Source organism: Stenotrophomonas sp. RIT309, assembly GCF_000632045.1.
GTDB classification, from domain to species: domain Bacteria; phylum Pseudomonadota; class Gammaproteobacteria; order Xanthomonadales; family Xanthomonadaceae; genus Stenotrophomonas; species Stenotrophomonas indicatrix.
Genome location: NZ_JFYS01000003.1, coordinates 1 through 24,441 on the forward strand (window position 1 = coordinate 1; position 24,441 = coordinate 24,441).

Annotated in this window: 21 protein-coding genes and 2 tRNA genes; 5 read left to right on the forward strand and 18 right to left on the reverse strand. The window is 65.5% G+C overall.

Features of this window, described 5'->3' with window-relative positions; genetic code table 11:
* Positions 1 to 135 precede the first annotated feature (135 nt).
* The 3 genes from BW38_RS17850 to BW38_RS17840 are packed head-to-tail and all read left to right on the forward strand — an operon-like array spanning position 136 to position 2,265.
* Positions 136 to 432 carry a hypothetical protein gene (locus tag BW38_RS17850; RefSeq protein WP_025876254.1) on the forward strand — a complete coding sequence of 99 codons (297 nt, stop codon included), beginning with the start codon at positions 136 to 138 and terminating at the stop codon, positions 430 to 432.
* Positions 432 to 695: a hypothetical protein gene (locus tag BW38_RS17845; RefSeq protein ID WP_025876252.1), complete on the forward strand. Its 264-nt coding sequence runs from the start codon at positions 432 to 434 to the stop codon at positions 693 to 695. Before BW38_RS17850 ends, BW38_RS17845 begins: the two co-directional genes overlap by 1 nt.
* 10 nt (positions 696 to 705) lie before the next feature.
* Positions 706 to 2,265 carry a PepSY-associated TM helix domain-containing protein gene (locus BW38_RS17840; RefSeq protein WP_032974992.1) on the forward strand — a complete coding sequence of 520 codons (1,560 nt, stop codon included), beginning with the start codon at positions 706 to 708 and terminating at the stop codon, positions 2,263 to 2,265.
* Positions 2,266 to 2,290: 25 nt separating this feature from the next.
* On the opposite strand, the gene BW38_RS17835 is transcribed toward BW38_RS17840, so the two are convergent.
* Positions 2,291 to 2,683: a VOC family protein gene (locus tag BW38_RS17835; protein WP_032974993.1), complete on the reverse strand. Its 393-nt coding sequence runs from the start codon at positions 2,681 to 2,683 to the stop codon at positions 2,291 to 2,293.
* 103 nt (positions 2,684 to 2,786) lie between these two features.
* Entirely contained in the window at positions 2,787 to 3,977 is a 1,191-nt protein-coding gene (locus BW38_RS17830) for a glycoside hydrolase family 18 protein (RefSeq protein ID WP_032974994.1), read from the reverse strand.
* 205 nt (positions 3,978 to 4,182) lie between these two features.
* Here BW38_RS17830 and BW38_RS17825 point away from each other — a divergent pair, with 205 nt between their 5' ends.
* Positions 4,183 to 5,166 (forward strand): hypothetical protein, encoded by a 984-nt coding sequence (locus BW38_RS17825; protein ID WP_051584878.1) that lies wholly within the window; start codon positions 4,183 to 4,185, stop codon positions 5,164 to 5,166.
* A 114-nt stretch (positions 5,167 to 5,280) separates the two neighbouring features.
* Complete coding sequence (locus tag BW38_RS17820) at positions 5,281 to 6,345, forward strand: serine hydrolase (RefSeq protein ID WP_025876243.1); 1,065 nt, start codon at positions 5,281 to 5,283, stop codon at positions 6,343 to 6,345.
* On the opposite strand, the gene BW38_RS17815 is transcribed toward BW38_RS17820, so the two are convergent.
* The 16 genes from BW38_RS17815 to nuoI all read right to left on the reverse strand — a co-directional run bounded on the left by BW38_RS17815 (position 6,314) and on the right by nuoI (position 24,440).
* Positions 6,314 to 7,879 (reverse strand): winged helix-turn-helix transcriptional regulator, encoded by a 1,566-nt coding sequence (locus tag BW38_RS17815; RefSeq protein WP_032974995.1) that lies wholly within the window; start codon positions 7,877 to 7,879, stop codon positions 6,314 to 6,316. The two genes, BW38_RS17820 and BW38_RS17815, sit on opposite strands and share 32 nt — an antisense overlap.
* A 133-nt stretch (positions 7,880 to 8,012) precedes the next feature.
* Positions 8,013 to 10,121 (reverse strand): polyribonucleotide nucleotidyltransferase, encoded by a 2,109-nt coding sequence (pnp, locus tag BW38_RS17810; RefSeq protein ID WP_025876239.1) that lies wholly within the window; start codon positions 10,119 to 10,121, stop codon positions 8,013 to 8,015.
* A 148-nt stretch (positions 10,122 to 10,269) separates the two neighbouring features.
* Positions 10,270 to 10,530: a 30S ribosomal protein S15 gene (gene rpsO / locus BW38_RS17805; protein WP_005410445.1), complete on the reverse strand. Its 261-nt coding sequence runs from the start codon at positions 10,528 to 10,530 to the stop codon at positions 10,270 to 10,272.
* Between the two features lie 177 nt (positions 10,531 to 10,707).
* Positions 10,708 to 11,616 (reverse strand): tRNA pseudouridine(55) synthase TruB, encoded by a 909-nt coding sequence (truB, locus tag BW38_RS17800; RefSeq protein ID WP_032974996.1) that lies wholly within the window; start codon positions 11,614 to 11,616, stop codon positions 10,708 to 10,710.
* 109 nt (positions 11,617 to 11,725) lie between these two features.
* Entirely contained in the window at positions 11,726 to 12,109 is a 384-nt protein-coding gene (gene rbfA / locus BW38_RS17795) for a 30S ribosome-binding factor RbfA (RefSeq protein ID WP_025876229.1), read from the reverse strand.
* An 82-nt stretch (positions 12,110 to 12,191) separates the two neighbouring features.
* Positions 12,192 to 14,834 carry a translation initiation factor IF-2 gene (gene infB / locus BW38_RS17790; RefSeq protein ID WP_025876227.1) on the reverse strand — a complete coding sequence of 881 codons (2,643 nt, stop codon included), beginning with the start codon at positions 14,832 to 14,834 and terminating at the stop codon, positions 12,192 to 12,194.
* Positions 14,835 to 14,926: 92 nt separating this feature from the next.
* A complete protein-coding gene (nusA, locus tag BW38_RS17785; protein WP_025876225.1) occupies positions 14,927 to 16,438 on the reverse strand; it encodes a transcription termination factor NusA in 1,512 nt (503 codons plus the stop codon).
* 4 nt (positions 16,439 to 16,442) lie between these two features.
* Complete coding sequence (gene rimP / locus BW38_RS17780; RefSeq protein WP_025876223.1) at positions 16,443 to 17,033, reverse strand: ribosome maturation factor RimP; 591 nt, start codon at positions 17,031 to 17,033, stop codon at positions 16,443 to 16,445.
* Between the two features lie 400 nt (positions 17,034 to 17,433).
* Positions 17,434 to 17,510 (reverse strand) — tRNA-Met (locus BW38_RS17775).
* An 84-nt stretch (positions 17,511 to 17,594) separates the two neighbouring features.
* Positions 17,595 to 17,671 (reverse strand) — tRNA-Met (locus BW38_RS17770).
* Positions 17,672 to 17,799: 128 nt separating this feature from the next.
* Positions 17,800 to 19,260: an NADH-quinone oxidoreductase subunit NuoN gene (gene nuoN, locus BW38_RS17765; protein WP_025876222.1), complete on the reverse strand. Its 1,461-nt coding sequence runs from the start codon at positions 19,258 to 19,260 to the stop codon at positions 17,800 to 17,802.
* A 15-nt stretch (positions 19,261 to 19,275) separates the two neighbouring features.
* On the reverse strand, positions 19,276 to 20,784 hold the full coding sequence (locus tag BW38_RS17760; RefSeq protein WP_025876221.1) for an NADH-quinone oxidoreductase subunit M: 1,509 nt from the start codon (positions 20,782 to 20,784) through the stop codon (positions 19,276 to 19,278).
* A gap of 23 nt (positions 20,785 to 20,807) precedes the next feature.
* Positions 20,808 to 22,967, reverse strand: coding sequence for an NADH-quinone oxidoreductase subunit L (nuoL, locus tag BW38_RS17755; protein ID WP_032974998.1), 2,160 nt, complete (start codon positions 22,965 to 22,967; stop codon positions 20,808 to 20,810).
* Between the two features lie 7 nt (positions 22,968 to 22,974).
* Positions 22,975 to 23,286 (reverse strand): NADH-quinone oxidoreductase subunit NuoK, encoded by a 312-nt coding sequence (gene nuoK, locus BW38_RS17750; protein WP_032951897.1) that lies wholly within the window; start codon positions 23,284 to 23,286, stop codon positions 22,975 to 22,977.
* Positions 23,283 to 23,942 (reverse strand): NADH-quinone oxidoreductase subunit J, encoded by a 660-nt coding sequence (locus BW38_RS17745; RefSeq protein WP_025876216.1) that lies wholly within the window; start codon positions 23,940 to 23,942, stop codon positions 23,283 to 23,285. Before BW38_RS17745 ends, nuoK begins: the two co-directional genes overlap by 4 nt.
* A 9-nt stretch (positions 23,943 to 23,951) precedes the next feature.
* The gene (gene nuoI / locus BW38_RS17740; RefSeq protein ID WP_005417924.1) at positions 23,952 to 24,440 is read right to left on the reverse strand and encodes an NADH-quinone oxidoreductase subunit NuoI; all 489 of its coding nucleotides are present in this window, start codon (positions 24,438 to 24,440) and stop codon (positions 23,952 to 23,954) included.
* Position 24,441 lies beyond the last annotated feature (1 nt).

The following is a 24,441-nucleotide window of genomic DNA, read 5'->3' on the forward strand; positions in this document are numbered from 1 at the left end:
CCCCCCCACCCCCCCCGGGCCGGGCCGGCCCGCTCCCCCCTGGGATCCCCAATTCCCCCACCCGCCCCGACCGGCGCCTGCCGGTCCCGCCCGTGCCCCGCGTTCACCGGCCGTATGCCGGGCCCGGAGCCCCCGATGATCACCGTTGGCCTGTCGACCCTGGGCTTCTGCAGCCTCGGCATGCTGTCGGCGATGTTCTCCGCGCTGGCCTTCTATGCCGCCTCCCCGCACTGCCGCTGGCCACGCCTGCGCCGTGCCGGGCGCCTGGGCCGGCAGATCGGCCTGGTCGCTGCAGTCGCTGCGCTGTGGCTGTGGATGGCCGAACTGGGCTTTGCCGCCGGCCTGGTGGCGATGCTGTGCACCTGGATGCTGGCCGCCATGCTGCTGCCGGCACTGGCCGCGTGGCACCGCCCCGATGTGGAGCCGCGCTGATGTGGTCGCGCGCACTGGCCGGCATCTTCGCCGGCTTCTTCCTTGCCGCTGCGGCGACCGGCCTGGTCGCATGGCTGCCGCCGGGCCCCTGGCAGAAAGCCCTGGTGCCGAGCCTGATCGCGTTCGTCCCGTTGTGGATGCTGGCCGCGCTGTGGGCCTTCAGTTTCCGCAGCCCGTTGCGCGCCTGGCTGACCCTGGCGGGTTGCGCGGCGCTTGGCTTCGCCGTACTCGGCCTGCTGCGCCTGGCCGGCGCAGTGCAATGAGATCGACCACATGAAATTCAGTTCACAGACCCTGCGCACGTTCACCACCCTGCACACCTGGGTCGGCCTGGTCGCCGGCTTCGGGCTGTTCGTGGCGTTCTATGCCGGCGCACTGACCCTGTTCCACCACGACCTCCCGCTGTGGCAGACGCCTGGCGCAGCAACCGCATTGCCGGCCGGCCTGGATGACGCCCAGTACCTGCTCGACGACGTGCTGGCCACGCATGCGGAAGCGCGTCGCCACGTCGGCATGACCTTCCCGGGCGCCGATCATCCGCAGCCGCTGGCCTACTGGCAGGCCGAAGACGGCAGCTGGCGCTATGCATGGCCGGGACAGATCAGCGGCAGTCCGACGCCACCGCAGACCGGGCTGGCCGAACTGGTCAACGAACTGCATTACAGCCTGGGCCTGCCGGTGGCCGGGATCTACGTGATGGGCATCGTCAGCCTGCTGTACGGCATGGCCCTGCTCAGCGGGCTGGTGATCCACCTGCCCAAGCTGCTGGGCGATCTGTTCGCGCTGCGCCCGGGCCGCAATCTCAAGCAGCAGTGGCAGGACGCGCACAACGTGATCGGCGTGCTCAGCCTGCCGTTCCACCTGATGTTCGCGGTGACCGGCGCCCTGCTCTGCCTGGTGTTCATGCAGATGGCGGTACTCGATCCCCTGATCTACGACGGCAAGGCGCTGCAGGCGGTACCGACGGCAATGGATACCGCGCCGCTGCGCGAAGCCAGTGGCATCCCTGCCGCACCGGGCAGCCTGCGCGAACTGCACGCGCGGGCGCTGGAAGTGGCCCGCGCGCAGGGCGTGGCCAACTTCGAACCGGCCTACCTGAAACTGGCCAATGGCGGTGATGCCAACGCGACCATCGAAATCACCGGCGAGGCCAGCGGTACGCTTGGCCCGCTCGGCGCTGTCGCGCTGGATGTCGAAAGCGGCCGCGTGCTGGCCAGCCAGCTGCCCGGCCAGCGCGATGCCAATCACGCCACGCTCAGTGCCGCCTACGCCCTGCATTTCGGCGAGTTCGGCAACGGCGTGGTGGTCTGGCTGTACTTCCTGCTGGGCCTCGGCGGCGCCTTCCTGTTCTATTCGGGCAACCTGCTGTGGATCGAGTCGCGTCGCAAGCGCCGTCAGCCGCAGCAGTCGCGCGCGGCCGTCAACATGGCGCGGGCCACGGTGGGCGTCTGCATCGGCCTGTGTGTGGCGATCTCGGTGGCCTTCGTGGCCGCGCTGGTGCTGGAGCGGGTAGCGCCTGCCCAGGTCGACCACGGCATCCGCTGGGCCTGCTTCGTGACCTGGGCGGCGTGTGCGCTGTGGGCAGCCCTGCGCCGCCCGGCACAGGCGGCGCGCGAACTGCTGTGGGCTGCGGCGATCAGCACCGCGCTGGTGCCGCTGGCGCACGGCGCCCTCAACGGTGACTGGCTGTGGCTGGCCGCCGCACGCGGCCACTGGCCGTTGTTCTGGATCGATGCGATGGCACTGGCGATGGCGTTTGGCTTTGCCCGCTTGGCGTATGCGAGCCAGCGGCGCGCCCGCAACGGTGACCCCAACAGCGTGTGGGCGAACTGACCGGGCCCGCTCGCAGCACGCGGGTTTACATGGCTTCCACGTAGCGGGCCACTTCGATCAGGTTCCCATCCGGATCACGGAAGTACACCGACTCGATCGGCCCAAGCGCTCCGGTACGCGGCACCGGTCCTTCTTCAATCGTCACCTGCTGGGCCTGCAGGTGGGCCAGCACCGCCTGTACGCCCAGCGGGGTGATCAGGCACAGATCGGCGCTGCCACGGGTCGGCAGCAGCGCGTGGGGCTGCAGCGGCGCGCTGGCCGGGTGCAGGTTGATCTTCTGCTGGCCGAACTGCAGGGCGACGCGGCCGGCCCCGAAGCGCACGACGTCCATGCCCAGCACGCGCTGGTAGAAGTCGCAGCTGCGCTCGATGTCGGCAACGGTAAGCACCAGATGGTCCAGGCGGTCGATGATGATCATGCACGCAGCTTAGCGCTGCGTACATGGCGCCGATGTGCGGTTTCAGGCCACAGCGTTTGCCCGTCACCGCCGTACCAGCCCCGGTCCGGAGATGTCGAACCGGTCAGTCGCCGACGCGGGCCTTCTGCCACGGAGCGAGCATGGCGTTGAGCAGGCTGGCCTGCTCATCGTCACCGGTCAGCTCCCACATGAAGACACCGGCCAGGCCCTGCTCGCGCGCGAACTGCGCACGCAGGCCGATGGAGCGCGGATCCTCGTAACTGATGAAGATCTTCTGCGCCGGGTTGTACAGCCACGGACTCTGTGCCTGCGGCTGCCAATGCTTCGTCCAACCCGGCTGGTCGAGATAGCGCGCCTTGATCACCCGCCAGTCACCGGCATCGGCCGGCGCGCTGTAGGCCTGGTACAGGCCGTCCGCCGACTCGCCGGTGACCTTGAAGCCGCGCCCGTAGAACGGCACGCCCAGCACCAGCTTGGCCGCCGGCACGCCATGCTCGCGGTAGTACTGCACGGCACCGGCCACGTTGTTCCAGCGCCGCAGCTCCGGCGCCAGCGGGTCGGCTGGCACTTCATGCAGGGGGGCATTGAAGGTCGATACCGACGAGAAGCCGGTGCCCATGTCGTAGCTCATCAGGTTGATGAAATCGAACACCTTGGCCAACGCGGGCAGATCGTAGCTGGCGGCGGGGTCGTATGGTCCATCGGTCTGCAGACGGCCAGCGGCCAGCGCGGCGGTCAGCAGCATCGGCTGCCCCGCCTTTCTGCCGCGGGCATCCAGCGCCAGCCGGAAGGCCTGCGCAAGCTTGGTCAGGTTGGCACGGTCCTGCGGGCGGTGCGCCAGTTCCTTCGGGCCACCGCTGACGGGGAACTCCCAGTCGATGTCCACGCCATCGAAGCTGCCGGCATGGCGCTCGAAGAACAACGCCATGCACGAATCGACCAGGCGCCTGCGGCTGGTCTCGGTCAGCGCCGCATCGGAGAATCCGCCCGCGCCCCAGCCTCCGATCGAAATCAACGTGCGCAGATGCGGATGCCTGCGCTTGAGCTCGGCCAATGCGGCGAAGTTGGCTGGCGCCTCGGCACCGATCGCACAACGTCCGTCCTCGATGGTGGAAAACGCATAGAACAGATGGGTGAGTCGTTCGGCCGGGATGCTCGATACCGGATAGCGCTCGGCGGAACCGCCGGGATAGTACGCACCGAAGATCGGCGGTTGCGCCGGTTGCGCCTGCGCGGCAATGGGCAGGGTGCCGGCGATCAGCACTGCAAGTACAGCCAAGGTCTGGCGGAACATGGAAACTCCCGGGTCGAAGGCGCCGCCACGTTAGCAAACAGATCGGCCCGTGGTGCGGATGTCCGTGCATGTCGTCCGCTGGACAGTGGCGTGCCGCTGGAAGCTGACACGGTCGTGGCTGCACAACGTCGAAAGCACTTCGCTGCAGGACAACACACGACCTGCCTGAGCTAAGGTGGCGCTGGATCTTCACTGGCACACGGACATGACCGCAGACCACGACGCAGACGGCGAACTGCTGGACGACGAAACCCTCGAAAAGCTGCAGGCGCTGGAGGCCCGCGCCTATGCAGCCTTTGATGCGGGCGACCTGGCTGACGCAGCAATCCTGTTCGGCCAGCTCGTCGAATGGACACCCGACATCCCCCACCTGCACTACATGCGCGGGCTGGCACACAAGTACCTGCGCGAGTGGGCGTTGTCGCTGCAGGACAATCTCCGCTCCGAGCAGCTGCGCGATGAAGTCGATGAGGCGACCGCGTGGAATGCGGGAATTGCCGCCACCGGCGCCGGCGACTGGACCGAGGCGCGCCGGCAATGGACCCGCTGCGGCATCACCCTCCCCGAGGGCGAAGGCCCGATCAACGGCAATTTCGGCGTTGCCTGTGTTCGCCTGAATCCGTGGTCCAGCGGCGAGACCGTGTACATGCGCCGGCTCGATCCGGTACGCGCGCGGCTGGAAAACGTGCCGCTTGCGGAGAGCGGGTTCCGCTTCGGCGACATCGTGCTGCACGACGGCGCCTCCACCGGGCGCCGGACCTACGGCGAGCGCGAAGTACCGGTGTTCAATGCCATGCAGCGCCTGCAGCAGTCGGACATGGCGACCTACGCCGTGTTCGTGCAATGCGGTTCGGAGGACGACATCGCCGCGCTGCGCGCAATGACGTTGCCCGGCATCGGCCTGGTCGAAGACTGGACCCATTCGGTACGTCACCTGTGCCTGCGCTGCAGCTATGGGGCACCTCACCAGCACGATGACGACAGCCACGAGGATGACGGCGGCTGGGTGCGCGAGCGCAATCTCGGTATTGCCGCACAGGGCCGCGCTGCGGTCGAAAAACTGATGTCGGCCTGGGCCGCGGCAGGCACCGGGCGCACGCTCGATGCGATCGAACACCGTGAGCACCCGCAGCAGGGTCCGCAGCCGGGCCAGGTGTGGTGGCTGGGTCACGAACAAGCGGACGAATGACGGCAGGGCGCTGCAGGCCTTGCAGCACAAGGCTTTCAGAATTCTTCAGGCGCCCTTCCAGCACTTCAGCCAGCCCTCTGGCCGAATCGGCACTCCTTTCGATGGAGTCCGATCATGCGTTCGCCCCTGCCTGTGTCCACCCTGCTGCTGTGCCTGTACGCCCTCCCCTGCATCGCAGGCCCTGCCCACCCTGATCCCGGCCGCATGCGCGCGCTGGAGCAGGCCATCGCCAGCGATGAGCTGAAACAGATCCGCAGCGTGCTGCTGCAGGTTGATGGACAGGTCGTGTACGAGGGCTATTTCAACGGTGCCGATGCGCAGACCCTGCACGACGTGCGCTCGGCCAGCAAAAGCGTGACCGCCCTGCTGGTCGGCGCAGCGATCGGCGACGGCCGGCTGCCGGGCGTTCGCGCGAAGGTGTACGACTACTTCCCGGCCTTCGTCGCCCACCACGACGTGGACCCCCGCCTGCGTGGCACCACGGTGGAGGACCTGCTGGCGATGAGCACGCTGTGGGAGTGCGACGACGAGAACCCGTTCTCGGCCGGCCACGAGGAGCGCATGTACGTCGGCGAGCGCTGGCTCGATTTTGCCCTGGCGCTGCCGGTGAAGGGCTTCGCGCCCTGGATGGCGCGCCCGGAGGACAGTCCTCACGGTCGCGCGTTTGCCTACTGCACCGCCAACTCCTTCGTGCTCGGCGCGGTACTGGAACGTGCGACCGGACAACCGCTGGCCGATTACGCAGCCCATGCACTGGAACGACCACTGGGCATCACCCACAGCCAGTGGAACCGTTCCCCCGAGGGCATCGGCATGGGCGGAGGCGGCACGCGCTACCGCAGCCGGGACCTGGCCCGCCTTGGCCAGCTCGTGCTTGATGGCGGTCGTTGGCAGGGGCGCCAGCTGGTTCCACGCGACTACGTCGCCGCGATGCTGTCACCGCAGGCAACGGCCGGCGACGGCAGCGATTACGGCTATCAATGGTGGGGCCTGAAACTGACTGTCGGTGGCCAGCCACAGACCGTATGGGCGATGTCCGGCAACGGCGGCAACTACGTGTTCCTGCTGCCGCAACAGCGCGCTGTCGCGGTGGTGACCAGCCAAGCCTACAACCGCAGCATCGCTCACCCGCAGTCGCGCCGCATTCTCACCGAATTCCTGCTGCCGGCGCTGCGCTGAGGTCGGCCAGCCCGGCGGGACGCCAGTCGGCCGCCAGCGTCTGCGCACGCTGGCGGCCGATATCGGCATCGATGCGCGCCAGCAGCGACGCCCAGCCGCGCGCTTCGTGCAGGGACGCAAACAGCGGCGTGGAGCGCAACCACGCCGCATCGCGGAAGCCATCATCGACCGCCTGTTGCAGCGCGGTGACGGCAGCCTCCGGGTCGCCTTGCGCCTGCAGCAGCAGGGCCCGCTCAAGCGCGGCATCGGACCACCCGTCGCCGCGCTGCGCCTGCAACATTGCAAGACGCGAAGCCACCCACTCCGGCGATGCCGCGGGCTGCGCGTACAAGGCCGCCAGCGATTGACCGAGCGATTGCTGTGGACGCAGCTGCCGCCCGCGCTCGAAGGCATCGGCGGCGCCGGCGTGATCGCCCGCCAGCAGCGCCAGTTCGCCCTGCAGCCGCAGCAACTGCGGATGTGGCGTGCCGCGTGCCAGCGCCTCGGTCAACGCCTGCCTCGCCCGGCCCGGGTCACCTGCCGCGAACAGACTGCGCGGCCAGGCGATGTTGGCGAAGACGTTGTCCGGATACAGCTGGAAATTACGCGCGTGGCGCTGCGCGGCCGCGTGAGTGAAACCGAGCAGCTCCAGTTCGCGCGCCACCTGCACATCACGGAAGCGCAGGCGCTCGGGCGCCGTCAATGCAAGATTGGCACGCAGGGCCAGGGCAAGGTGGCCGCGCTCCTGGTGCAGGTAGGCGAGCGAGGCACGGGTGCGCTCGTCGCCCGGATCCAGCGCGATCGCCCGCTCGTATTCGGAAATGGCCTGCGGCATCTGCCCGAGGCAGTCGTAGGCATAACCTCGAAGCGCGTACACAGCACCCTCCTGCGGCGCGAGTTCACGTTCGATGTTGGCCAGCGCCAGCCCTTCCCGGACCTGCTCGGGCGATCCATTGAACAGACAGCCCTGCGCGGACAACGCTCGTGACAGGCCGCGGCGCGCCGGACTGGAATCAGGGTCCACCTGCAATGCCTGCCGGTACAGGGCGATGGCGCGCTCGTTGTTGCTGGCCTGGCCGATGCTGGCGTAATAGTCGGCGCGCTGCAGCAACGGCAGCGGGCCACCGGCCGCCGGCGTGCGCGCCCAGAACGAGGCGGCAGCGGCAAGAACGACGACACCGGCACCTGCAAGCCATGGCCATTTCTTCCGGTGCGCGGTAATGGGCACCGCCGCTGCCGGCGGTGCGATGGTCGGCACTGCACACAACTGATAGCCGCGCCCGCGTACCGAACGGATGTAGCGCGGGCGTCGGCTGTCATCACCCAGCGCCTGCCGCAACAGCTTGACCCGCTGGCTGATCGCATCCTCCCCAACCACTGCAGGTGCCCACACCTGTGCAGCCAGCGTGTCGAAGTCGACAACGTCGTTGCCGTGTGCCAGCAGCACGTCGAACAGGCGCCAGCTCAGCCCCTGGATCGGCAGCACGTCGCCGGCGCGGCTGACCCGCTGCGCGGGGCGGTCGATCTGCAGGTCAAGCAGGCGCAGGGTGTCCATGGGTGAAGCATAGCGCCGCGGTACGACGCCGGCAGCGCCGGACCACAGGCAAAGAAAAAGCGGGCCGAAGCCCGCTTTTTCATTCTGGCGTGTCAACCAAGGGTGACACCTACCGTCATCGACCCGCGGTCGATTACTCGGCGGTGGCGCCTTCGCCTTCCTCGACGGCCTTCATCGACAGGCGGATACGGCCCTGCTTGTCGACTTCCAGCACCTTGACCTTGACCACATCGCCTTCCTTCAGCACGTCGCCGACCTTCTCGACGCGGTCGCTGGAGATCTGCGACACATGGACCAGGCCGTCCTTGCCCGGCAGGATGGTGACGAACGCACCGAAGTCCATGATCTTGGCGACCTTGCCTTCGTAGATGCGGCCCGGCTCGACGTCCGAGGTGATCTGCTCGATGCGGGCCTTGGCGGCCTGGGCAGCGATGGCATTGACCGAAGCGATGACGATGGTGCCGTCATCCTGGATGTCGATCTGGGTGCCGGTTTCCTTGGTGATGGCCTGGATGGTCGAACCACCCTTGCCGATCACTTCGCGGATCTTGTCCGGGTGGATCTTGATGGTCAGCAGGCGCGGCGCGTAGTCCGACAGCTCCTCACGCGGGGCGGTCAGGCCGTGGGCCATTTCGCCCAGGATGTGCAGACGGCCAGCCTTGGCCTGCTGCAGAGCCTGCTTCATGATCTCTTCGGTGATGCCTTCGATCTTGATGTCCATCTGCAGGGCGGAGATGCCCTCAGCGGTACCGGCAACCTTGAAGTCCATGTCGCCCAGGTGATCTTCGTCACCCAGGATGTCGGACAGGACGACGAAGCGATCGCCTTCCTTGACCAGGCCCATGGCAATACCCGCCACCGGAGCCTTCACCGGCACGCCGGCGTCCATCAGGGCCAGCGACGAGCCGCAGACCGACGCCATCGACGAGGAACCGTTCGACTCGGTGATTTCCGAGACAACGCGGATGGTGTACGGGAAGGATTCCAGCGACGGCATCACTGCCAGCACGCCGCGCTTGGCCAGACGGCCGTGGCCGATCTCGCGACGCTTCGGGCCCATCATGCGGCCGGTTTCACCCACCGAGTAGGGGGGGAAGTTGTAATGGAACAGGAAGTTCTCTTTGTACTCACCGGAGACGGCATCGATGACCTGGCCATCACGGGCGGTGCCCAGGGTGATGGTCACGATGGCCTGCGTTTCACCGCGGGTGAACAGCGAGGAACCGTGGGTACGCGGCAGGATGCCGGTCTTCACTGCGATCGGGCGGACGGTGTCCAGCGCACGGCCGTCAATGCGGACCTTGGTGTCCAGCACCGAGTTGCGCATGGTGCTGTATTCCAGCTCGCCGAATTCCTTCGACAGCTCGGCCGGGTTCCAGCCTTCAGCGGCAACGCGGCCGGCCAGCGACTCGACCACGTCCTTCTTGATCGCCGAGATGGCGTCGCGGCGCTGCAGCTTGTCGCGCACCTGGAAGGCCTCGCCCAGACGCGGGCCGATGGCTTCCTGCAGGGCGCTGATCAGCACGTCGTTCTTGGCCGGGGCCACCCAGGTCGACGGCTTGGTGCCGGCTTCCACGGTCAGTTCGTTGATCGCGTTGATGACCTTCTGCATTTCGCGGTGACCGAAGGTCACGGCGCCCAGCATCACGTCTTCGGACAGCAGCGCGGCTTCGGATTCCACCATCAGCACGGCGTTGGCGGTACCGGCAACGACCAGCTCCAGCTCCGAATCCTTCAGTTCGGTCACGGTCGGGTTGAGGATGTACTCACCGTTCTTGTAACCCACCTTGGCGGCGGCGATCGGACCCTTGAACGGGGTGCCGGCCAGCGACAGCGCAGCCGAGGCACCGATCAGGGCCGGGATGTCACCGTCGATGTCCGGGTTCAGCGACATCACGGTGGCGATGATCTGGACTTCGTTCTTGTAGTCTTCCGGGAACAGCGGACGGATCGGACGATCGATCAGACGCGAGATCAGGGTTTCCTTCTCGGTCGCGCGGCCTTCGCGCTTGAAGAAGCCACCCGGGATACGGCCACCGGCGTAGAACTTCTCCTGGTAGTCACAGGTCAGGGGGAAGAAGTCCTGGCCCTCACGCGCGCTCTTGGCGGCAACGGCGGAGACCAGCAGCACGGTGTCGTCGAACTTGACGATGACGGCGCCACCGGCCTGGCGGGCGATTTCGCCGGTCTCAAGCGTGACGGTGTGCTTGCCGTACTGGAAGGTTTTGGTGATTTTTGCCACGGAGGGTGTCCTTGGGGATGCTGTCTGCGAATGGACCGTGGGCGACCCTTGCCGCCAACGGATGACCGGTCGTTCCGATCTGAAAAAGGTATTGCGGTGCTACAAAACAAAACCGCGGCGCATCGCTGCGCCGCGGGGGATTCGTTGCTTAGCGACGCAGGCCAAGCTTCTCGATCAGGGCCTTGTAACGCTCGACGTCCTTCTTCTTCAGGTAGTCGAGCAGGCTGCGGCGGCGGTTGACCATCTGCAGCAGACCACGGCGGCTGTGGTGATCCTTCTTGTGGGTCTTGAAGTGGCCGGTCAGCAGTTCGATGCGGGCGGTCAGCAGTGCAACCTGGACTTCCGGGGAGCCGGTATCAGCCGAGCTGCGCTTGTTGTCTTCAATGACCTTCTGGGTGTCGATCGACATGTCTTTTTTTCTCTGTGATGCGTGGCCGGCAGGAACGCGCTTTCGCGCACCGCCTGGCTCGCCGTGAACCAACAATGGATGAAACCCGCCTTCGGCAGGCTGCCGTAAAACGGCCGCGGAATTGTAACGGCCAGGGGGCTTTGGAACAAGGTCCGGGGCTGAACCGGGCCTCCTCGTTCAGAGGTTGAAGCGGCGCTGCGGGGCCAGCAGACCGCTATCGTCGACTTGGCCCAGGCCCTGCGCCACCGATCCAGGGCCAAACACCGCCACCAGGCCGCGCGGCCAGGAGAGGTCGCGCTGGCGCTGGCCCACGCAGAAGCGCTGGGTCTGCTCGGCGTCCAGGTCAACCCGGGGGTATTCGGACAGGCCCGCCGCCAGCGGCAGCAGCAGCGCGTCCATGGCGGCCTCATCCTGCGCTTCCACCAGAGCCCTCAGCTGCTCCAGGGTGACCATCGCCGGTTCGTGGAACGGCTCCACCCACAGGCGCCGCAGGGCGCTGATGTGCGCGCCACAGCCCAGCGTTTCACCCAGGTCACGGGCCAGACTGCGGATATAGGTGCCCGAGCCGCAGGTGACCCGCAGCCGCAGCCGCTCGGGGTGCTGCTCCAGAATCTCGATGGCGTGGACCTTGACTTGGCGCTCGGGCGCCTCGATGGCGTCGCCACGGCGGGCCTTCACATACAGCGGCTCCCCGCCCTGCTTGAGCGCGGAATAGATCGGCGCACGCTGCAGGATGTCGCCAAGCAGCGGCGCGATCGCCGCCTGCAGGGCCTCGGCGCTGATCACGGGCACCGGCCGCTCGAGCAGCACCTGGCCCTCGGCGTCGTCGGTATCGGTGGTCTGGCCCAGCACGATCTCGGCGTCGTAGGCCTTGGCCGAGCCCAGCAGCAGGCCGGCAATCTTGGTCGCCTCGCCGAAGCACAGCGGCAACAGGCCGGTGGCCAGCGGGTCGAGGCTGCCGGTGTGGCCGCCCTTCTCTGCACGGAACAGGCGACGGGCGACCTGCAGCGCGGCGTTGGAGCTCATGCCGGTCGGCTTGTCGAGCAGCAGGATGCCATCCAGGCGGCGGAACTGAATTCGGGTCATAACAGGTATGGGTAGCGCCGGAACATGCCCAGCGAGCGCGCAGCGCGGTCTGCATCAGACATCGCGCAGCCGGAATGCAACAACGCCGGGCATGCCCGGCGTCGCGCGGTTATTCTTCGTCGCCTTCGCGACGCTTTTCGGCGGCCACGGTATCGGGCAGGTCGCGCAACAGGTTGTCGATGCGCTCGCCACGATCGACCGAGTCGTCGTAGTGGAAATGCAGCTCCGGCACATGCCGCAGCTTCATCGCGCGCGCCAGTTCCATGCGCAGGCCCCAGGCCAGTTCCTTCAGGCCCTTCACGGCTTCAACCGAACGTTCCGGCATCAGCGCGGTGACGAACACCTTGGCGTGGGCCATGTCGCGGGTGATTTCCACGTCGGACACGCTCACCGAGGGCAACCCGTGCTCACGCACGGCGTTGTGCACCAGGGTGCCGAGTTCACGGCGCAGCTGGGCGGAGACACGGTCGGTTCGATGGAAAGTCTTGGGCACGCGGCAGGCTCTTGTTGGGTTTCGTTGTTGCAGTCTACGGGTTGAAACAGGACCGGCCCGTGAGGGCCGGTCCGTTGCAGCATTACAGGGTGCGCGGCACTTCGATACGCTCGAAGCACTCGATCTGGTCACCCGGCTTGACGTCGTTGTAGGCCTTCACCGCGATACCGCATTCGGTACCGTTGCGGACTTCCTCGACGTTTTCCTTGAAGCGGCGCAGCGATTCCAGCTCGCCTTCGAAGATCACCACGCTGTCGCGCAGGACGCGGATCGGCTTGTTGCGCTTGACCACGCCCTCGATGACCATGCTGCCGGCGACGGCACCCAGCTTGGAGCTGCGGAAGACGTCGCGGACCTCGGCGATACCGATGATCTCTTCGCGGATCTCCACGCCCAGCAGACCGGAGGCCACCTGCTTCACCTGATCGATCACGTCATAGATGATCGAGAAGTAACGCAGGTCCACGCCGTTGGATTCGATGATGCGACGGGCTGAAGCATCCGCACGCACGTTGAAGCCGATGACGGTGGCCTTCGAAGCGGCAGCCGAATTGGCATCCGACTCGGTGATACCGCCCACGCCGGAGTGGATCACGTTGATGCGGATGTCGTCGTTGGACAGCGCCACCAGGGCCTGGCTCAACGCCTGCACCGAACCCTGCACGTCGGCCTTGATGACCAGGTTGAGGACCTGCTGGCCCTCGCCCTTGCCCAGGGTCGCCATGATGTCTTCCATGCGGCTGCCCGCGGTGGCGACCAGGCGCGATTCGCGGCGCTTGGTCTCACGCTGCTGGGCAACGTCCTTGGCCAGACGCTCGTCGTCAACGACGACGAAATCGTCACCGGCTTCCGGCACGCCGGACAGGCCCAGGACCTGCACCGGGATGGACGGACCAGCGAACTCCGGCTGCTTGCCGGTTTCGTCGAACAGCGCACGCACGCGGCCGTACTGGATGCCGCACACCAGGTAATCGCCCTTCTTCAGGCGGCCCTGCTGCACCAGCACCGTCGCGATCGGGCCACGGCCCTTGTCCAGCGACGATTCGATGACCACGCCGTTGGCACGACCGTCGTCGACCGCCTTCAGTTCCAGCAGTTCAGCCTGGACCGAAACAGCTTCCAGCAGATCGTCGATGCCCAGGCCGGTCTTGGCCGAGATCTCCACCATCTGGGTGTCGCCACCGAAGTCTTCGGCCACGACCTGCTCGGAGAGCAGTTCGTTCTTGACCCGCATCGGGTCGGCACCGGACTTGTCGATCTTGTTGATCGCCACGATCAGCGGCACGCCCGCCGAACGGGCGTGCTGGATCGCTTCCTTGGTCTGCGGCATGACGCCGTCATCGGCAGCCACGACCAGCACCACGATATCGGTCAGCTTGGCACCGCGGGCACGCATCGAGGTGAACGCGGCGTGGCCCGGGGTATCCAGGAAGCTGATGACGCCCTTCGGCGTTTCAACGTGGTACGCACCGATGTGCTGGGTGATGCCGCCGGCTTCGCCGGTGGCGACCTTGGTGCGACGGATGTAATCCAGCAGCGAGGTCTTGCCGTGATCGACGTGGCCCATGATGGTGACCACCGGCGGACGCTGCACGGCCTCGCCCTGGTTCTCGCCAGCCGATGCCAACAGCGCGTCTTCAGCGTCGTTGTCGCTGGCGCGGATCGCCTTGTGACCCAGCTCTTCGGTGACCAGTGCCGCAGTGTCGTGGTCGATGGACTGGGTGATGGTGGCCATCACGCCCATCTTGAACAGCGCCTTCACCACCTCGCCGCCCTTCAGCGCGAGCTTCTGCGCCAGGTCGGCCACGGTGATGGTGTCGCCGATCGCCACTTCACGCACGACCGGTGCGGTCGGACGTTCGAAGGCGTGCGGGCCGGAGTTGCCACCGCCGCGCGACATGTCGCGACGGCCGGACGTCGGACGGCTGCCCGGGCGACCACGGTTGTTGCTGTTGTTGCTGTTGCCACGGCGCGCACGATCGGCGGCTGACAAGTGCATCTGACCGGCAAAGCGATCACCCGGGCCACGCTCGTTGCGCGGCGCGTTGCGATTGTTGCGGTCGTCGCTGCGCGGCGGCGCACTACGCGGAGCAGCCGGGGCTGCAGCCGGAGCACGCGGCGGGCGCGGCGCGGTTTCGTCGATCGGCGCGCGCACCTTGGGCTGGCTGGCAGCCAGGGCTTCGGCAGCCTTGGCGGCGACCGCAGCTTCCTCGGCCGCCTTCTTCTCGGCCTCGGCACGCTCCTTGGCAGCGACCTCTTCCTCGCGCTTGCGGACGATTTCCTCGTCACGCAGGCGGTCCTTCTCGGCCAGTGCCTGCTGCTCGGCGAGGTTGCGTGCGCGCGACTCTTCCAGCTTGCGCAGGATGTCGGCACGCTCTTCGTCCGGGGTCATCGCGCGACCACCATCGGCCTTGACGTAGGTGCGCTTCTGGCGCACTTCCACGTTCACGGTTGTCTTGCTGCGACCGGAATTGACCGTCACTTCCTGCTGCTTGCGACGGTTGAGGGTGATCTTCTTGGCAGACTGATCAGTCTCTTCCGGGGCCTGCTCGGGCTTGCCATGCGAGCGACGAAGGAAGCCCAGGAGCTTCACTTTCTCGGAGCTGGTCACGACCTGGTCGGGACCGCTGAACTTCATGCCGGCACCAGCCAGCTGTTCCAGCAGTTTTTCGACCGGTGTATTGACCAGTTCAGCAAGCTTGCGGATGGTGGTTTGCTGCGACATTCGGATCCTATGATCTTGTGGGCGCCCCCCCGCATCTGGAGGTGGCGCGGATTCTACGCCCTGATCGGCTCAGGGCCCTGTTCATTGCCGGCTCATTCGCCGCGTTCCAGTCGGGCGATTTCCTCGGCACGCGCGGCCAGGATCAGCGCCGCGGCGCGCTCCTGGTCCAGCCCTTCGATGCCGAAGTCCATGACCTCGTCGGCGGCCAGGTCGGACAAGTCCTCGCTGGTACGCACGCCGTGGCCGGCCAACGCGTATGCGGTGGCTTCGTCCATGCCCTTCAGGGACAGCAGGTCCTGCGCCGGCTGGCCGTCCTCCAGGCCTTCCTCGACTGCCAGGGCCTCATTGAGCAGCGCATCGCGGGCACGTGCGCGCAGCTCTTCGACGATGTCTTCGTCGAAACCTTCCACGGCCAGCAGTTCGCCGACCGGTACATATGCGATTTCCTCGACCGTGCCGAAGCCTTCGCTGACCAGGATGCCAGCGATTTCCTCGTCCACTTCCAGCTTGTCCATGAACAGTTGGCGAGCCGAAGCCTGCTCGGCTTCCGACTTGGCGGTCACCTGGTCCTGGGTCATCACGTTCAGCTGCCAACCGGTCAGTCGGCTGGCCAGGCGCACGTTCTGGCCGCCCTTGCCGATCGCCTGGGCCAGGCGGTCTTCAGCAACGGCCAGGTCCATCGAATGCTTGTCTTCATCGACGATGATCGACTGCACTTCGGCCGGTGCCATCGCGTTGATGACGAAGTTGGCCGGGTTCTCGTTCCACAGGACGATGTCCACGCGCTCGCCATTGAGCTCGTTGGACACGGCCTGCACGCGCGAACCACGCATGCCGATGCAGGCGCCGATCGGATCGGTGCGGGCATCGTGGGCGAGCACGGCGATCTTGGCGCGGTCGCCCGGATCGCGGGCGCACGCCTTGATTTCCACCAGGCCCTGGCCGACTTCCGGTACTTCCAGCTTGAACAGCTCGATCATGAATTCCGGCGCTGCGCGGCTGATGAACAGCTGCGGGCCACGCGGCTCCGAACGCACTTCGGCCAGGTAGCCGCGGACGCGGTCGCCGGCACGCAGGACATCACGCGGAATGCCCTTGTCCTTCGGAATGAAGCCTTCGGCGTTGCCGCCCAGGTCGACATAGATGTTGCCGCGCTCGGCGCGCTTGACCACACCGGTGATCAGCTCACCGACGCGATCGGCCCAGGCATCGACCACCTGCTGGCGCTCGGCTTCGCGCACACGCTGCACGATCACCTGCTTGGCGGCCTGGGCGGCGATGCGACCGAAGTCGGGGTTCTCGATCTGCTCTTCGATGTAATCGCCGACATCCACGCCTTCGGCTTCGTCGATGGCGTCCATCAGGCGGATCTGGCGATCCGGCGATTCCATCACTACGTCGTCGGCCACCACTTCCCAGCGGCGGAAGGTTTCGTAGTTGCCATCCTTGTGGTCGATGACCACGCGGGTCAGCACTTCCTCGTCGGGATAGCGCTTCTTCGCTGCCGAGGCCAGGGCGGCCTCGATGGCATCGAAGATCACTTCACGCGGCACGCCCTTCTCGTTGGCGACCGCGTCCACTACCAGCAACAGTTCCTTGCTCATTGGCTCACTCCGCGCGCGGCTTCTTTGCCGCCGGCTCGTTGGAAGAAGAATTCTTGTTCGGCTTCGGACGCTTCGGTGCCGGACCGGTCGGCTTGCTCGGGGCCAGCCCCAGCGCCACCCAGTCAGGCATGATCCGCGCCTTGTCGATGTTGTCGGCCGACACCACCAGTGCGGCGTTGTCGACGATGAAGGTGATGCTGCCCTGCGCCTCATCGATCGCTTCGATGCGACCCTGCAGGCGACGACGGTTTTCCTGCGGCAGCTTCAGGGTGACCTTGGCCGATTCGCCGAGGTGACGACCGAACTGCTCCAGGTTGAACAGCGGGCGATCCACGCCCGGCGAAGACACTTCCAGCGTGTAATTGCCGCTGATCGGGTCTTCGACGTCCATCTGTGCGGACACTTCGCGGCTTACCCGCTCACAGTCGTCCACATTGATGATGCGCTCCGGCTGTTCCGCCAGCGGCACGTCGATGTAAAGGCGAAGGGTCGCACCGCCGGGGGCCGGCAGATACTCAACGCCCAGCAGCTCCAGGCCCAGCGACACAACGGTCGGGGCGAGCAGATTCGCGATGTCGGTTGCCTTGTCGCTCACAGCCTGCCTTGATCTCTTGGTTGGGTGCCGGCCTTGGCCAGCATGGAAACATGACGCCCCGAAAACGACGAAGGGCCCGCTGGGCCCCTTTTCCGGAAAGACTCCGGTGACTGGATTCCGGTTGCAACGCGCTGAACAAGCGTGCTGCGGCCCTCCTTCCGGGTGGATCTCCGATGGGGAGCGCCGCCGTCAGGGGTACTTCTAGGCCGCTGATGATAGCCCCTGCACCGCTCTGGTGCAAGGCTGCGGCCGTCCTGAAACCCTCCGCTGCACTCGCCGGGCATGGCCCGGCGCTAGCGGGTGACCGCGCGATGGTAGCGCCGGGCCATGCCCGGCGGATCGGCGGAAGCCGCAAAGAAAAACGCCCTCGAAGCAAAGCTTCGAAGGCGCATTCTTTACTTGGTAGCGGGGGCAGGATTTGAACCTGCGACCTTCGGGTTATGAGCCCGACGAGCTGCCAGACTGCTCCACCCCGCATCAGAAGCGGAATTATGAGGGATAACTTCAAAACCTGCAAGCTTTTCCTCATTCATCGAATTGGTTGGCGCCGATTCGATGTGTTGGTAGCGGGGGCAGGATTTGAACCTGCGACCTTCGGGTTATGAGCCCGACGAGCTGCCAGACTGCTCCACCCCGCACCGGAAGTGTTTGAACCGCTGCCTCACTCTGGCGAGGGAGGCGCTCCGCAACGATGTTCTGGCTGAACCGCTGCAGTGACAACTCAAGCTGCGTATATTACACGAATCGCGCAGCTTTGTGTCAACTTTTATGCAAGATGCGCAAATGCCTGCTGGCACCAGACCATGATCGGGTTCCAGGCCAGGCCGAGCGCCAGCAATGCCAGTGCGTTCACGCCCAGCACGACACCCAGCACGCGATCCTTGCTGCGCGGCATGGCCTCGCCCACCGGCTCATCGAAGTACATGACCTTGATGACACGCAGGTAGTAGAAGCAGCCGACCACGGCACACAGCACGCCCAGGATCGCCAGCCACAGCAGGCCGCCATTGATGGCAGCGCCGAGCACGGCCAGCTTGGTCCAGAAACCGAGGAACGGCGGAATGCCCGCCAGCGACGCCATGATGCACAGCACCAGGCCGGCCATCCACGGGTTGCGGGCGTTCAGGCCCTTGAAGTCCTCGATGTTCTCGGCCTCGAAGCCGGCGCGCGACAGCGCGATGATCGCGCCGAAAGCAGCAGTCGACATGATCGCGTAGGCCAGGGCGTAGAACAGCGCGGCCGCATAGCCCTGCGAACCGCCGCCGGCGATGCCCATCAGCAGGAAGCCGATATGCGAGACCGTGGAGAACGCCAGCATGCGCTTGAGATTGCTCTGCGCAATGGCCATCAGGTTGCCGATCACCAGCGAGACCGCGGCCAGGCCAGCGATCAGCAGCTGCAGTTCGGTGGACAGCGGGCCCACGCCCATTTCCAGCAGGCGGTAGGCCATGCCGAAAGCGGCCAGCTTCGGCGCCGAGCTGATGAACAGCGCGACCGGCGCCGGGGCACCCTGGTACACGTCGGGCAGCCACATGTGGAACGGTGCGGCACCCAGCTTGAAGGCAACGCCGGCAATCATGAACACCGCGCCGGTGACAAGCAGCACGCGCTCTTCCGAGTGCGGGATGGCGGCCTGGATGGCGTCCAGGTGCAGGCTGCCGGTGGCGCCGTAGATCAGCGACATGCCGTACAGCAGCAGGCCCGAGGCCAGCGAACCAAGCACGATGTACTTCATCGCCGCTTCCGAGGCCAGGCCGTTGTCACGGTTGCTGGCAACCAGTGCGTAGGAGCACAGGGCCAGCAGTTCCAGACCCAGGTACACCATCAGCAGGCTGCCGGCGGACACCAGGATCATCATGCCGGCGGTGCCGAACAGGATCAGCACCGGAATCTCGCCCTGGAACAGCTTGCGCTCGCGCAGGTAGCCCCAGCCGTAGATCAGGGTCAGGCCGCTGAGCAGCACGATCCCGGTCTTCATCACGTCCGCGGCGGTATCGCGCACGAACATGCCATGGAAGACCTCCCCCTGCCCGCCCACGCCGGTGGCCAGCATGAACAGCACCACGGCCAGTGCGGCGACCGAGAACAGGTGGGTGACGATCTTGTTCCGTTCGCTGACGAACAGGTCGAGGATCATCAGGGCGAAGGCACTGCCGATCAGCACCAGCTCGGGAGCGAGCGGTGGCAGGTCAGCAGCGGTCAGTGGCAGCAGCGGCGAGGTGGTCATCATCAAATCCTGGAATTACAGCAACTTGCTGGATGCGATCTGCATCGCCAGCTTTGCGATCGAGGGCTCCATCAGGTCGGTCAGCGGCTTGGGGTAGATGCCCAGGGCCAGTACGCCAATGGCGAACACGCCCAGCACCAGCCATTCGCGGCCGTTGATGTCCTTCAGTTCGGCGACGTGGCTGTTGGCCACCTCACCGAAGAAGATGCGCTTGTACAGCCACAGGGTGTAGGCCGCACCGATGATCAGGGTGGTGGCTGCGCCCAGGGCGATCCACGGGTTCCGCTGGAACGCCGACAGGATGACCATGAATTCACCGACGAAACCGCTGGTGCCCGGCAGGCCGGCGTTGGCCATGAAGAACAGCATGGCGAACGTGGCGAACCACGGCATCACGTTGACCACGCCGCCGTAATCGGCGATGCGGCGGCTGTGCATGCGGTCGTACAGCACGCCGACGCAGGAGAACATCGCGCCGGACACGAAGCCGTGCGAGATCATCTGCACCATGGCGCCCTGCAGGCCCAGGCGGGCCGCATCGACGTTGCCGGCTTCACGCACCAGCCACAGGGCGATGAAGGTACCCAGGGTGACAAAGCCCATGTGCGCGATCGACGAATAGGCGATCAGCTTCTTCATGTCGTCCTGCACCAGGGCGACCAGGCCGACGTAGATCACTGCGATCAGCGACAGCGCGATGACCAGCCATGCCCATTCCTGCGAGGCATCGGGAACGATCGGCAGGTTGAAGCGCAGGAAGCCGTAGCCACCGATCTTCAGCGCGATGGCGGCCAGGATCACCGAACCGGCGGTCGGCGCTTCCACGTGCGCGTCCGGCAGCCAGGTATGCACCGGGAACATCGGCACCTTGACCGCGAACGCGATCAGGAAGGCGAAGAAGATCCAGGTCTGTTCCTTGCCCGACAGCTGCAGTGCGTAGAGGTCGGCCAGCTGGAAGCTGCCGCCCTTCATGTACAGGTAGATCAGCGCCACCAGCATCAGCACCGAGCCGAGGAAGGTGTAGAGGAAGAACTTCAGTGCGGCGTAGATGCGACGCGGGCCACCCCAGACACCGATGATCAGGAACATCGGGATCAGCATCGCCTCGAAGAACACGTAGAACAGCATCGCGTCCGTGGCGGCGAAGATGCCGACGGTGACACCTTCCAGGATCAGGAAAGCGGCCACGTACTGGTTCACGCGCTTGTCGATCGCGCTCCAGGCGCCGATCAGGGCGAGCACGCTGACCAGCGTGGTGAGCAGGATCAGCGCTACGGCGATGCCGTCCACGCCCAGGTTGTAGCCGATGTTGTAGGTCGGGATCCAGGCGTGGGTCTCGACGAACTGCAGCGCGTCGATGCCCGGGTTGTAGCCGCCCAGCAGCGACAGACTCGCCACGAAGGTCAGCACCGCGACGCCCAGCGACGCCCAGCGGGCGGTCTGCGCATCACGGATCGCAAGGATCAGGGCACCGCCGAGGATCGGCAGCCAGATGAGGACACTGAGTAGAGGCCAGTTCGACACGTCTTCTTATTCCGTACAGGTCATCAACGCAGGTAATGCATCAGCACGCCCAGGAGGGCAATCAGGCCGATGATCATCGCGAAGGCGTAGTGATAGAGGAAACCGGATTGGGTACGGCGCAGCACGCTGGCTGCGACGTCCACAACACGTGCCGAGAGATTGACCACACCGTCGACGATGTTGCTGTCGATCCAGCGCGAGACCTTGCCCAGCTTGACGCTGCCACCGGCAAAGCCATCGATCCACAGCTTGTCGAAGCCGTACTTGTTTTCCAGCACGGACACCACCGGGGCGAAGGTCTTGCGTGCCTTGCCCGACAGGTCCGGCTTCCACAGGTAGAACAACGCAGCCAGCAGGAAGCCTGCCAGGGTCAGCCAGAACGGCGGCAGCATCATGCCGTGCAGCGCGAAGGCCACCGGACCATGGAACTCCTCGCCCAGGAAGGCCACGGTGTTCTTGGCCGGATCGTAGAAATCGACGATGCCGGTGAAGAACGTGTTGACCTGGCCCTTGATCGCCACATGGGCGTGGTGACCGGCCCAGTCGGTGCCGTGCAGCATCGGACCGATGCTGAAGAAACCGATGGCGATCGACGGGATGGCCAGCAGGATCAGTGGCAGCGTCACCACCCACGGGGTTTCATGCGGCTCATGCGGACCGTGGCCATGGCCGTGGTCGTCATGCGCGTCGGCATGATGTGCATCGGCAGCATGGTGGTCGTCATGACCATGGCCATGATCGTCGTGCGCATCGCGGAAGCGTTCCTTGCCGTGGAAGGTCAGGAACAGCAGGCGGAAGCTGTAGAAGCTGGTCACCAGCACGCCACCCAGCACCGCCCAGTAGCCATAGGTGGCCACCCAGCTGTTCTGCATGTGGGCGTGGATCTCGGCGGCCTCGATGATGGTGTCCTTCGAGTAGAAGCCGGAGAAGAACGGCGTACCGACCAGGGCCAGGGTACCGATCCACATGGTGATGAAGGTGATCGGCATGTACTTGCGCAGGCCGCCCATCTTGCGCATGTCCTGCTCGTGGTGCATCGCGATGATGACCGAGCCGGCACCCAGGAACAGCAGCGCCTTGAAGAAGGCGTGGGTCATCAGGTGGAACACGGCAGCGGAGTACGCCGACACGCCCAGCGCCACGGTCATGTAACCCAGCTGGGACAGCGTGGAGTACGCGACGACGCGCTTGATGTCGTTCTGCACGATGCCGATCAGGCCGGTGAAGAACGCGGTGGTGGCACCGATGAACAGGATGAAGTTCAACGCGGTCTGCGACAGCTCGAACAGCGGCGACATGCGGGTGACCATGAAGATACCGGCGGTCACCATCGTCGCGGCGTGGATCAGTGCCGAGATCGGGGTCGGGCCTTCCATCGAATCAGGCAGCCAGACGTGCAGCGGAACCTGGGCCGACTTGCCCATGGCACCGATGAACAGGCCGATGCAGATGACGGTGGCGATCGACCAGATCACCGGCTCGTTCAGCAGCTGCATGCCGAACATGGTGCCGTCCCAGATCTGCAGCTGGGCGCGCGGGTCGGCGAGCATGCCGGCCTGCGAGAACACCTGCGAGTAGTCCAGGGTACCGAACACCCACAACACGCCGGCGATGCCCAGCAGGAAGCCGAAGTCACCGACGCGGTTGACCAGGAACGCCTTCATGTTGGCGAAGATCGCGGTCGGGCGCTTGAACCAGAAACCGATCAGCAGGTACGACACCAGGCCCACTGCTTCCCAGCCGAAGAACAGCTGCAGGAAGTTGTTGCTCATCACCAGGGTGAGCATCGAGAAGGTGAACAGCGAGATGTAGCTGAAGAACCGCTGGTAACCCGGATCATCCTGCATGTAGCCGATCGTGTAGATGTGGACCAGCAGCGACACGAAGGTCACCACCACCATCATCATCGCGGTCAGCTTGTCGACCATGAAGCCGACATGGGCCGAGTACTGGCCGACTTCGAAGAACGTATACAGGTTCTGGTTGAACGGCTGCGCCCCGCCCCACAGCAGCTGGTAGAGCGTGTGCATCGACAGGCCGCAGGCAACCGCGACACCGAGGATCGTGATGGTCTGCGCGCCGAAGCGCTTGACCTGGCGACCGAACAGGCCGGCGATGATGCTGCCGAACAGCGGTGCAAGCACCACTGCGATCAACAGACTCTTGGAGAGAGTGATTTCCATCTGTGGATCAGCCCTTCAACGAATCGACTTCGCCGACATTGATCGTGCGGCGTGTACGGAACAGGGTCACCAGGATCGCCAGGCCGATGGCGGCCTCGGCAGCAGCCACGGTCAGGATGAAGAACACGAACAGCTGGCCGGCCGTGTCCCCCAGTTCCCGGGAGAACCCGACGAAATTGATGTTGACCGACAGCAGCATCAACTCGATGGACATCAGCAGGACGATGATGTTCTTTCGGTTGAGGAAGATGCCGGCGAGGCTGATGCAGAACAGCACCGCGCCCAGCGCCAGGATGTGGCCCAGAGTGATCGAGATCATGCCTTGGTCTCCTCGTCGCCCGCGGCCGGCGTGCTGTTGCTGTGGATCTGCGGCTGTTCGGCGTCCATCTTGACCATGCGCAGGCGGTCGTGTGCCTTGACCATGGTCTGCTGCGACGGGTTCTGCGTCTTCAGGCCTTCACGACGGCGCAGGGTCAGCATCACCGCGGCGACCACGGCCACGGTCAGGATGACGGCGGCGAACTCGAACGGCAGCAGGTACTCGGTGAACAGGCTGCGTGCCAGCCAGGTGACGTTGGAACTGTCGGCGGCGAGCGCGGCGGCGTTGTCGGCCGGGAACGGGTTGACCGTCCTGCCCTTCACGCCGATCAGGATCAGCATCTGCACCAGCATCGCCACGGCCACGATCAGGCCGACCGGCAGGTAGCGCACCCAGCCTTCACGCAGCTTGTCCGGATCGATGTCGAGCATCATCACCACGAACAGGAACAACACCATCACCGCACCAACGTAGACCAGCACCAGTGCCACGCCGAGGAACTCGGCGCCGACCAGCAGCCACACGCAGGCGATGGAGAAGAAGGTCAGCACCAGGCACAGGACAGCGTGCACGGGGTTGCGCACGCTGATCACCGCACCGGCCGAAACCGTTGCCGCGATGGCGAAGACCCAGAAAGCGATATTTACCCAATCCATCTCTCGACCTCAGCGGTAAGCGGCATCGGCGGCACGACGCTCGGCGATCTCGGATTCGAGACGGTCGCCCAGGGCCAGCAGCTGCGGCTTGGTAACGATGTTTTCGCCACGATTCTCGAAGTGGTACTCGAGGATGTGGGTCTCGACGATCGAGTCCACCGGGCAGCTTTCCTCACAGAAGCCGCAGAAGATGCACTTGAACAGATCGATGTCGTAGCGCGTGGTACGGCGGGTGCCGTCCTCGCGCTTGGCCGAATCGATGGTGATGGCCAATGCCGGGCACACCGCTTCGCACAGCTTGCAGGCGATGCAGCGCTCTTCACCGTTGGGATAACGGCGCAGGGCATGCAGGCCACGGAAGCGCGGCGACTGCGGGAACTTCTCCATCGGGTACATCATCGTGTACTTCGGCTTGAAGCTGTACTTCAGCGTCAGCCAGAGACCGGCCAGCAGTTCGAGCAGCAGCAGGCTCTTGAAGTAATGGGTAATCCTGTTCATC

Bases quoted from the DNA above. Each gene is read 5' to 3' on its own strand.
- BW38_RS17850 (WP_025876254.1), top strand. From the start codon at position 136: ATGATCACCGTTGGCCTGTCGACCCTGGGCTTCTGCAGCCTCGGCATG.
- BW38_RS17845 (WP_025876252.1), top strand. From the start codon at position 432: ATGTGGTCGCGCGCACTGGCCGGCATCTTCGCCGGCTTCTTCCTTGCC.
- BW38_RS17840 (WP_032974992.1), top strand. From the start codon at position 706: ATGAAATTCAGTTCACAGACCCTGCGCACGTTCACCACCCTGCACACC.
- BW38_RS17835 (WP_032974993.1), bottom strand. From the start codon at position 2,683: ATGATCATCATCGACCGCCTGGACCATCTGGTGCTTACCGTTGCCGAC.
- BW38_RS17830 (WP_032974994.1), bottom strand. From the start codon at position 3,977: ATGTTCCGCCAGACCTTGGCTGTACTTGCAGTGCTGATCGCCGGCACC.
- BW38_RS17825 (WP_051584878.1), top strand. From the start codon at position 4,183: ATGACCGCAGACCACGACGCAGACGGCGAACTGCTGGACGACGAAACC.
- BW38_RS17820 (WP_025876243.1), top strand. From the start codon at position 5,281: ATGCGTTCGCCCCTGCCTGTGTCCACCCTGCTGCTGTGCCTGTACGCC.
- BW38_RS17815 (WP_032974995.1), bottom strand. From the start codon at position 7,879: ATGGACACCCTGCGCCTGCTTGACCTGCAGATCGACCGCCCCGCGCAG.
- rpsO (WP_005410445.1), bottom strand. From the start codon at position 10,530: ATGTCGATCGACACCCAGAAGGTCATTGAAGACAACAAGCGCAGCTCG.
- truB (WP_032974996.1), bottom strand. From the start codon at position 11,616: ATGACCCGAATTCAGTTCCGCCGCCTGGATGGCATCCTGCTGCTCGAC.
- infB (WP_025876227.1), bottom strand. From the start codon at position 14,834: ATGTCGCAGCAAACCACCATCCGCAAGCTTGCTGAACTGGTCAATACA.
- nusA (WP_025876225.1), bottom strand. From the start codon at position 16,438: ATGAGCAAGGAACTGTTGCTGGTAGTGGACGCGGTCGCCAACGAGAAG.
- nuoN (WP_025876222.1), bottom strand. From the start codon at position 19,260: ATGACCACCTCGCCGCTGCTGCCACTGACCGCTGCTGACCTGCCACCG.
- nuoL (WP_032974998.1), bottom strand. From the start codon at position 22,967: ATGGAAATCACTCTCTCCAAGAGTCTGTTGATCGCAGTGGTGCTTGCA.
- nuoK (WP_032951897.1), bottom strand. From the start codon at position 23,286: ATGATCTCGATCACTCTGGGCCACATCCTGGCGCTGGGCGCGGTGCTG.
- BW38_RS17745 (WP_025876216.1), bottom strand. From the start codon at position 23,942: ATGGATTGGGTAAATATCGCTTTCTGGGTCTTCGCCATCGCGGCAACG.
- nuoI (WP_005417924.1), bottom strand. From the start codon at position 24,440: ATGAACAGGATTACCCATTACTTCAAGAGCCTGCTGCTGCTCGAACTG.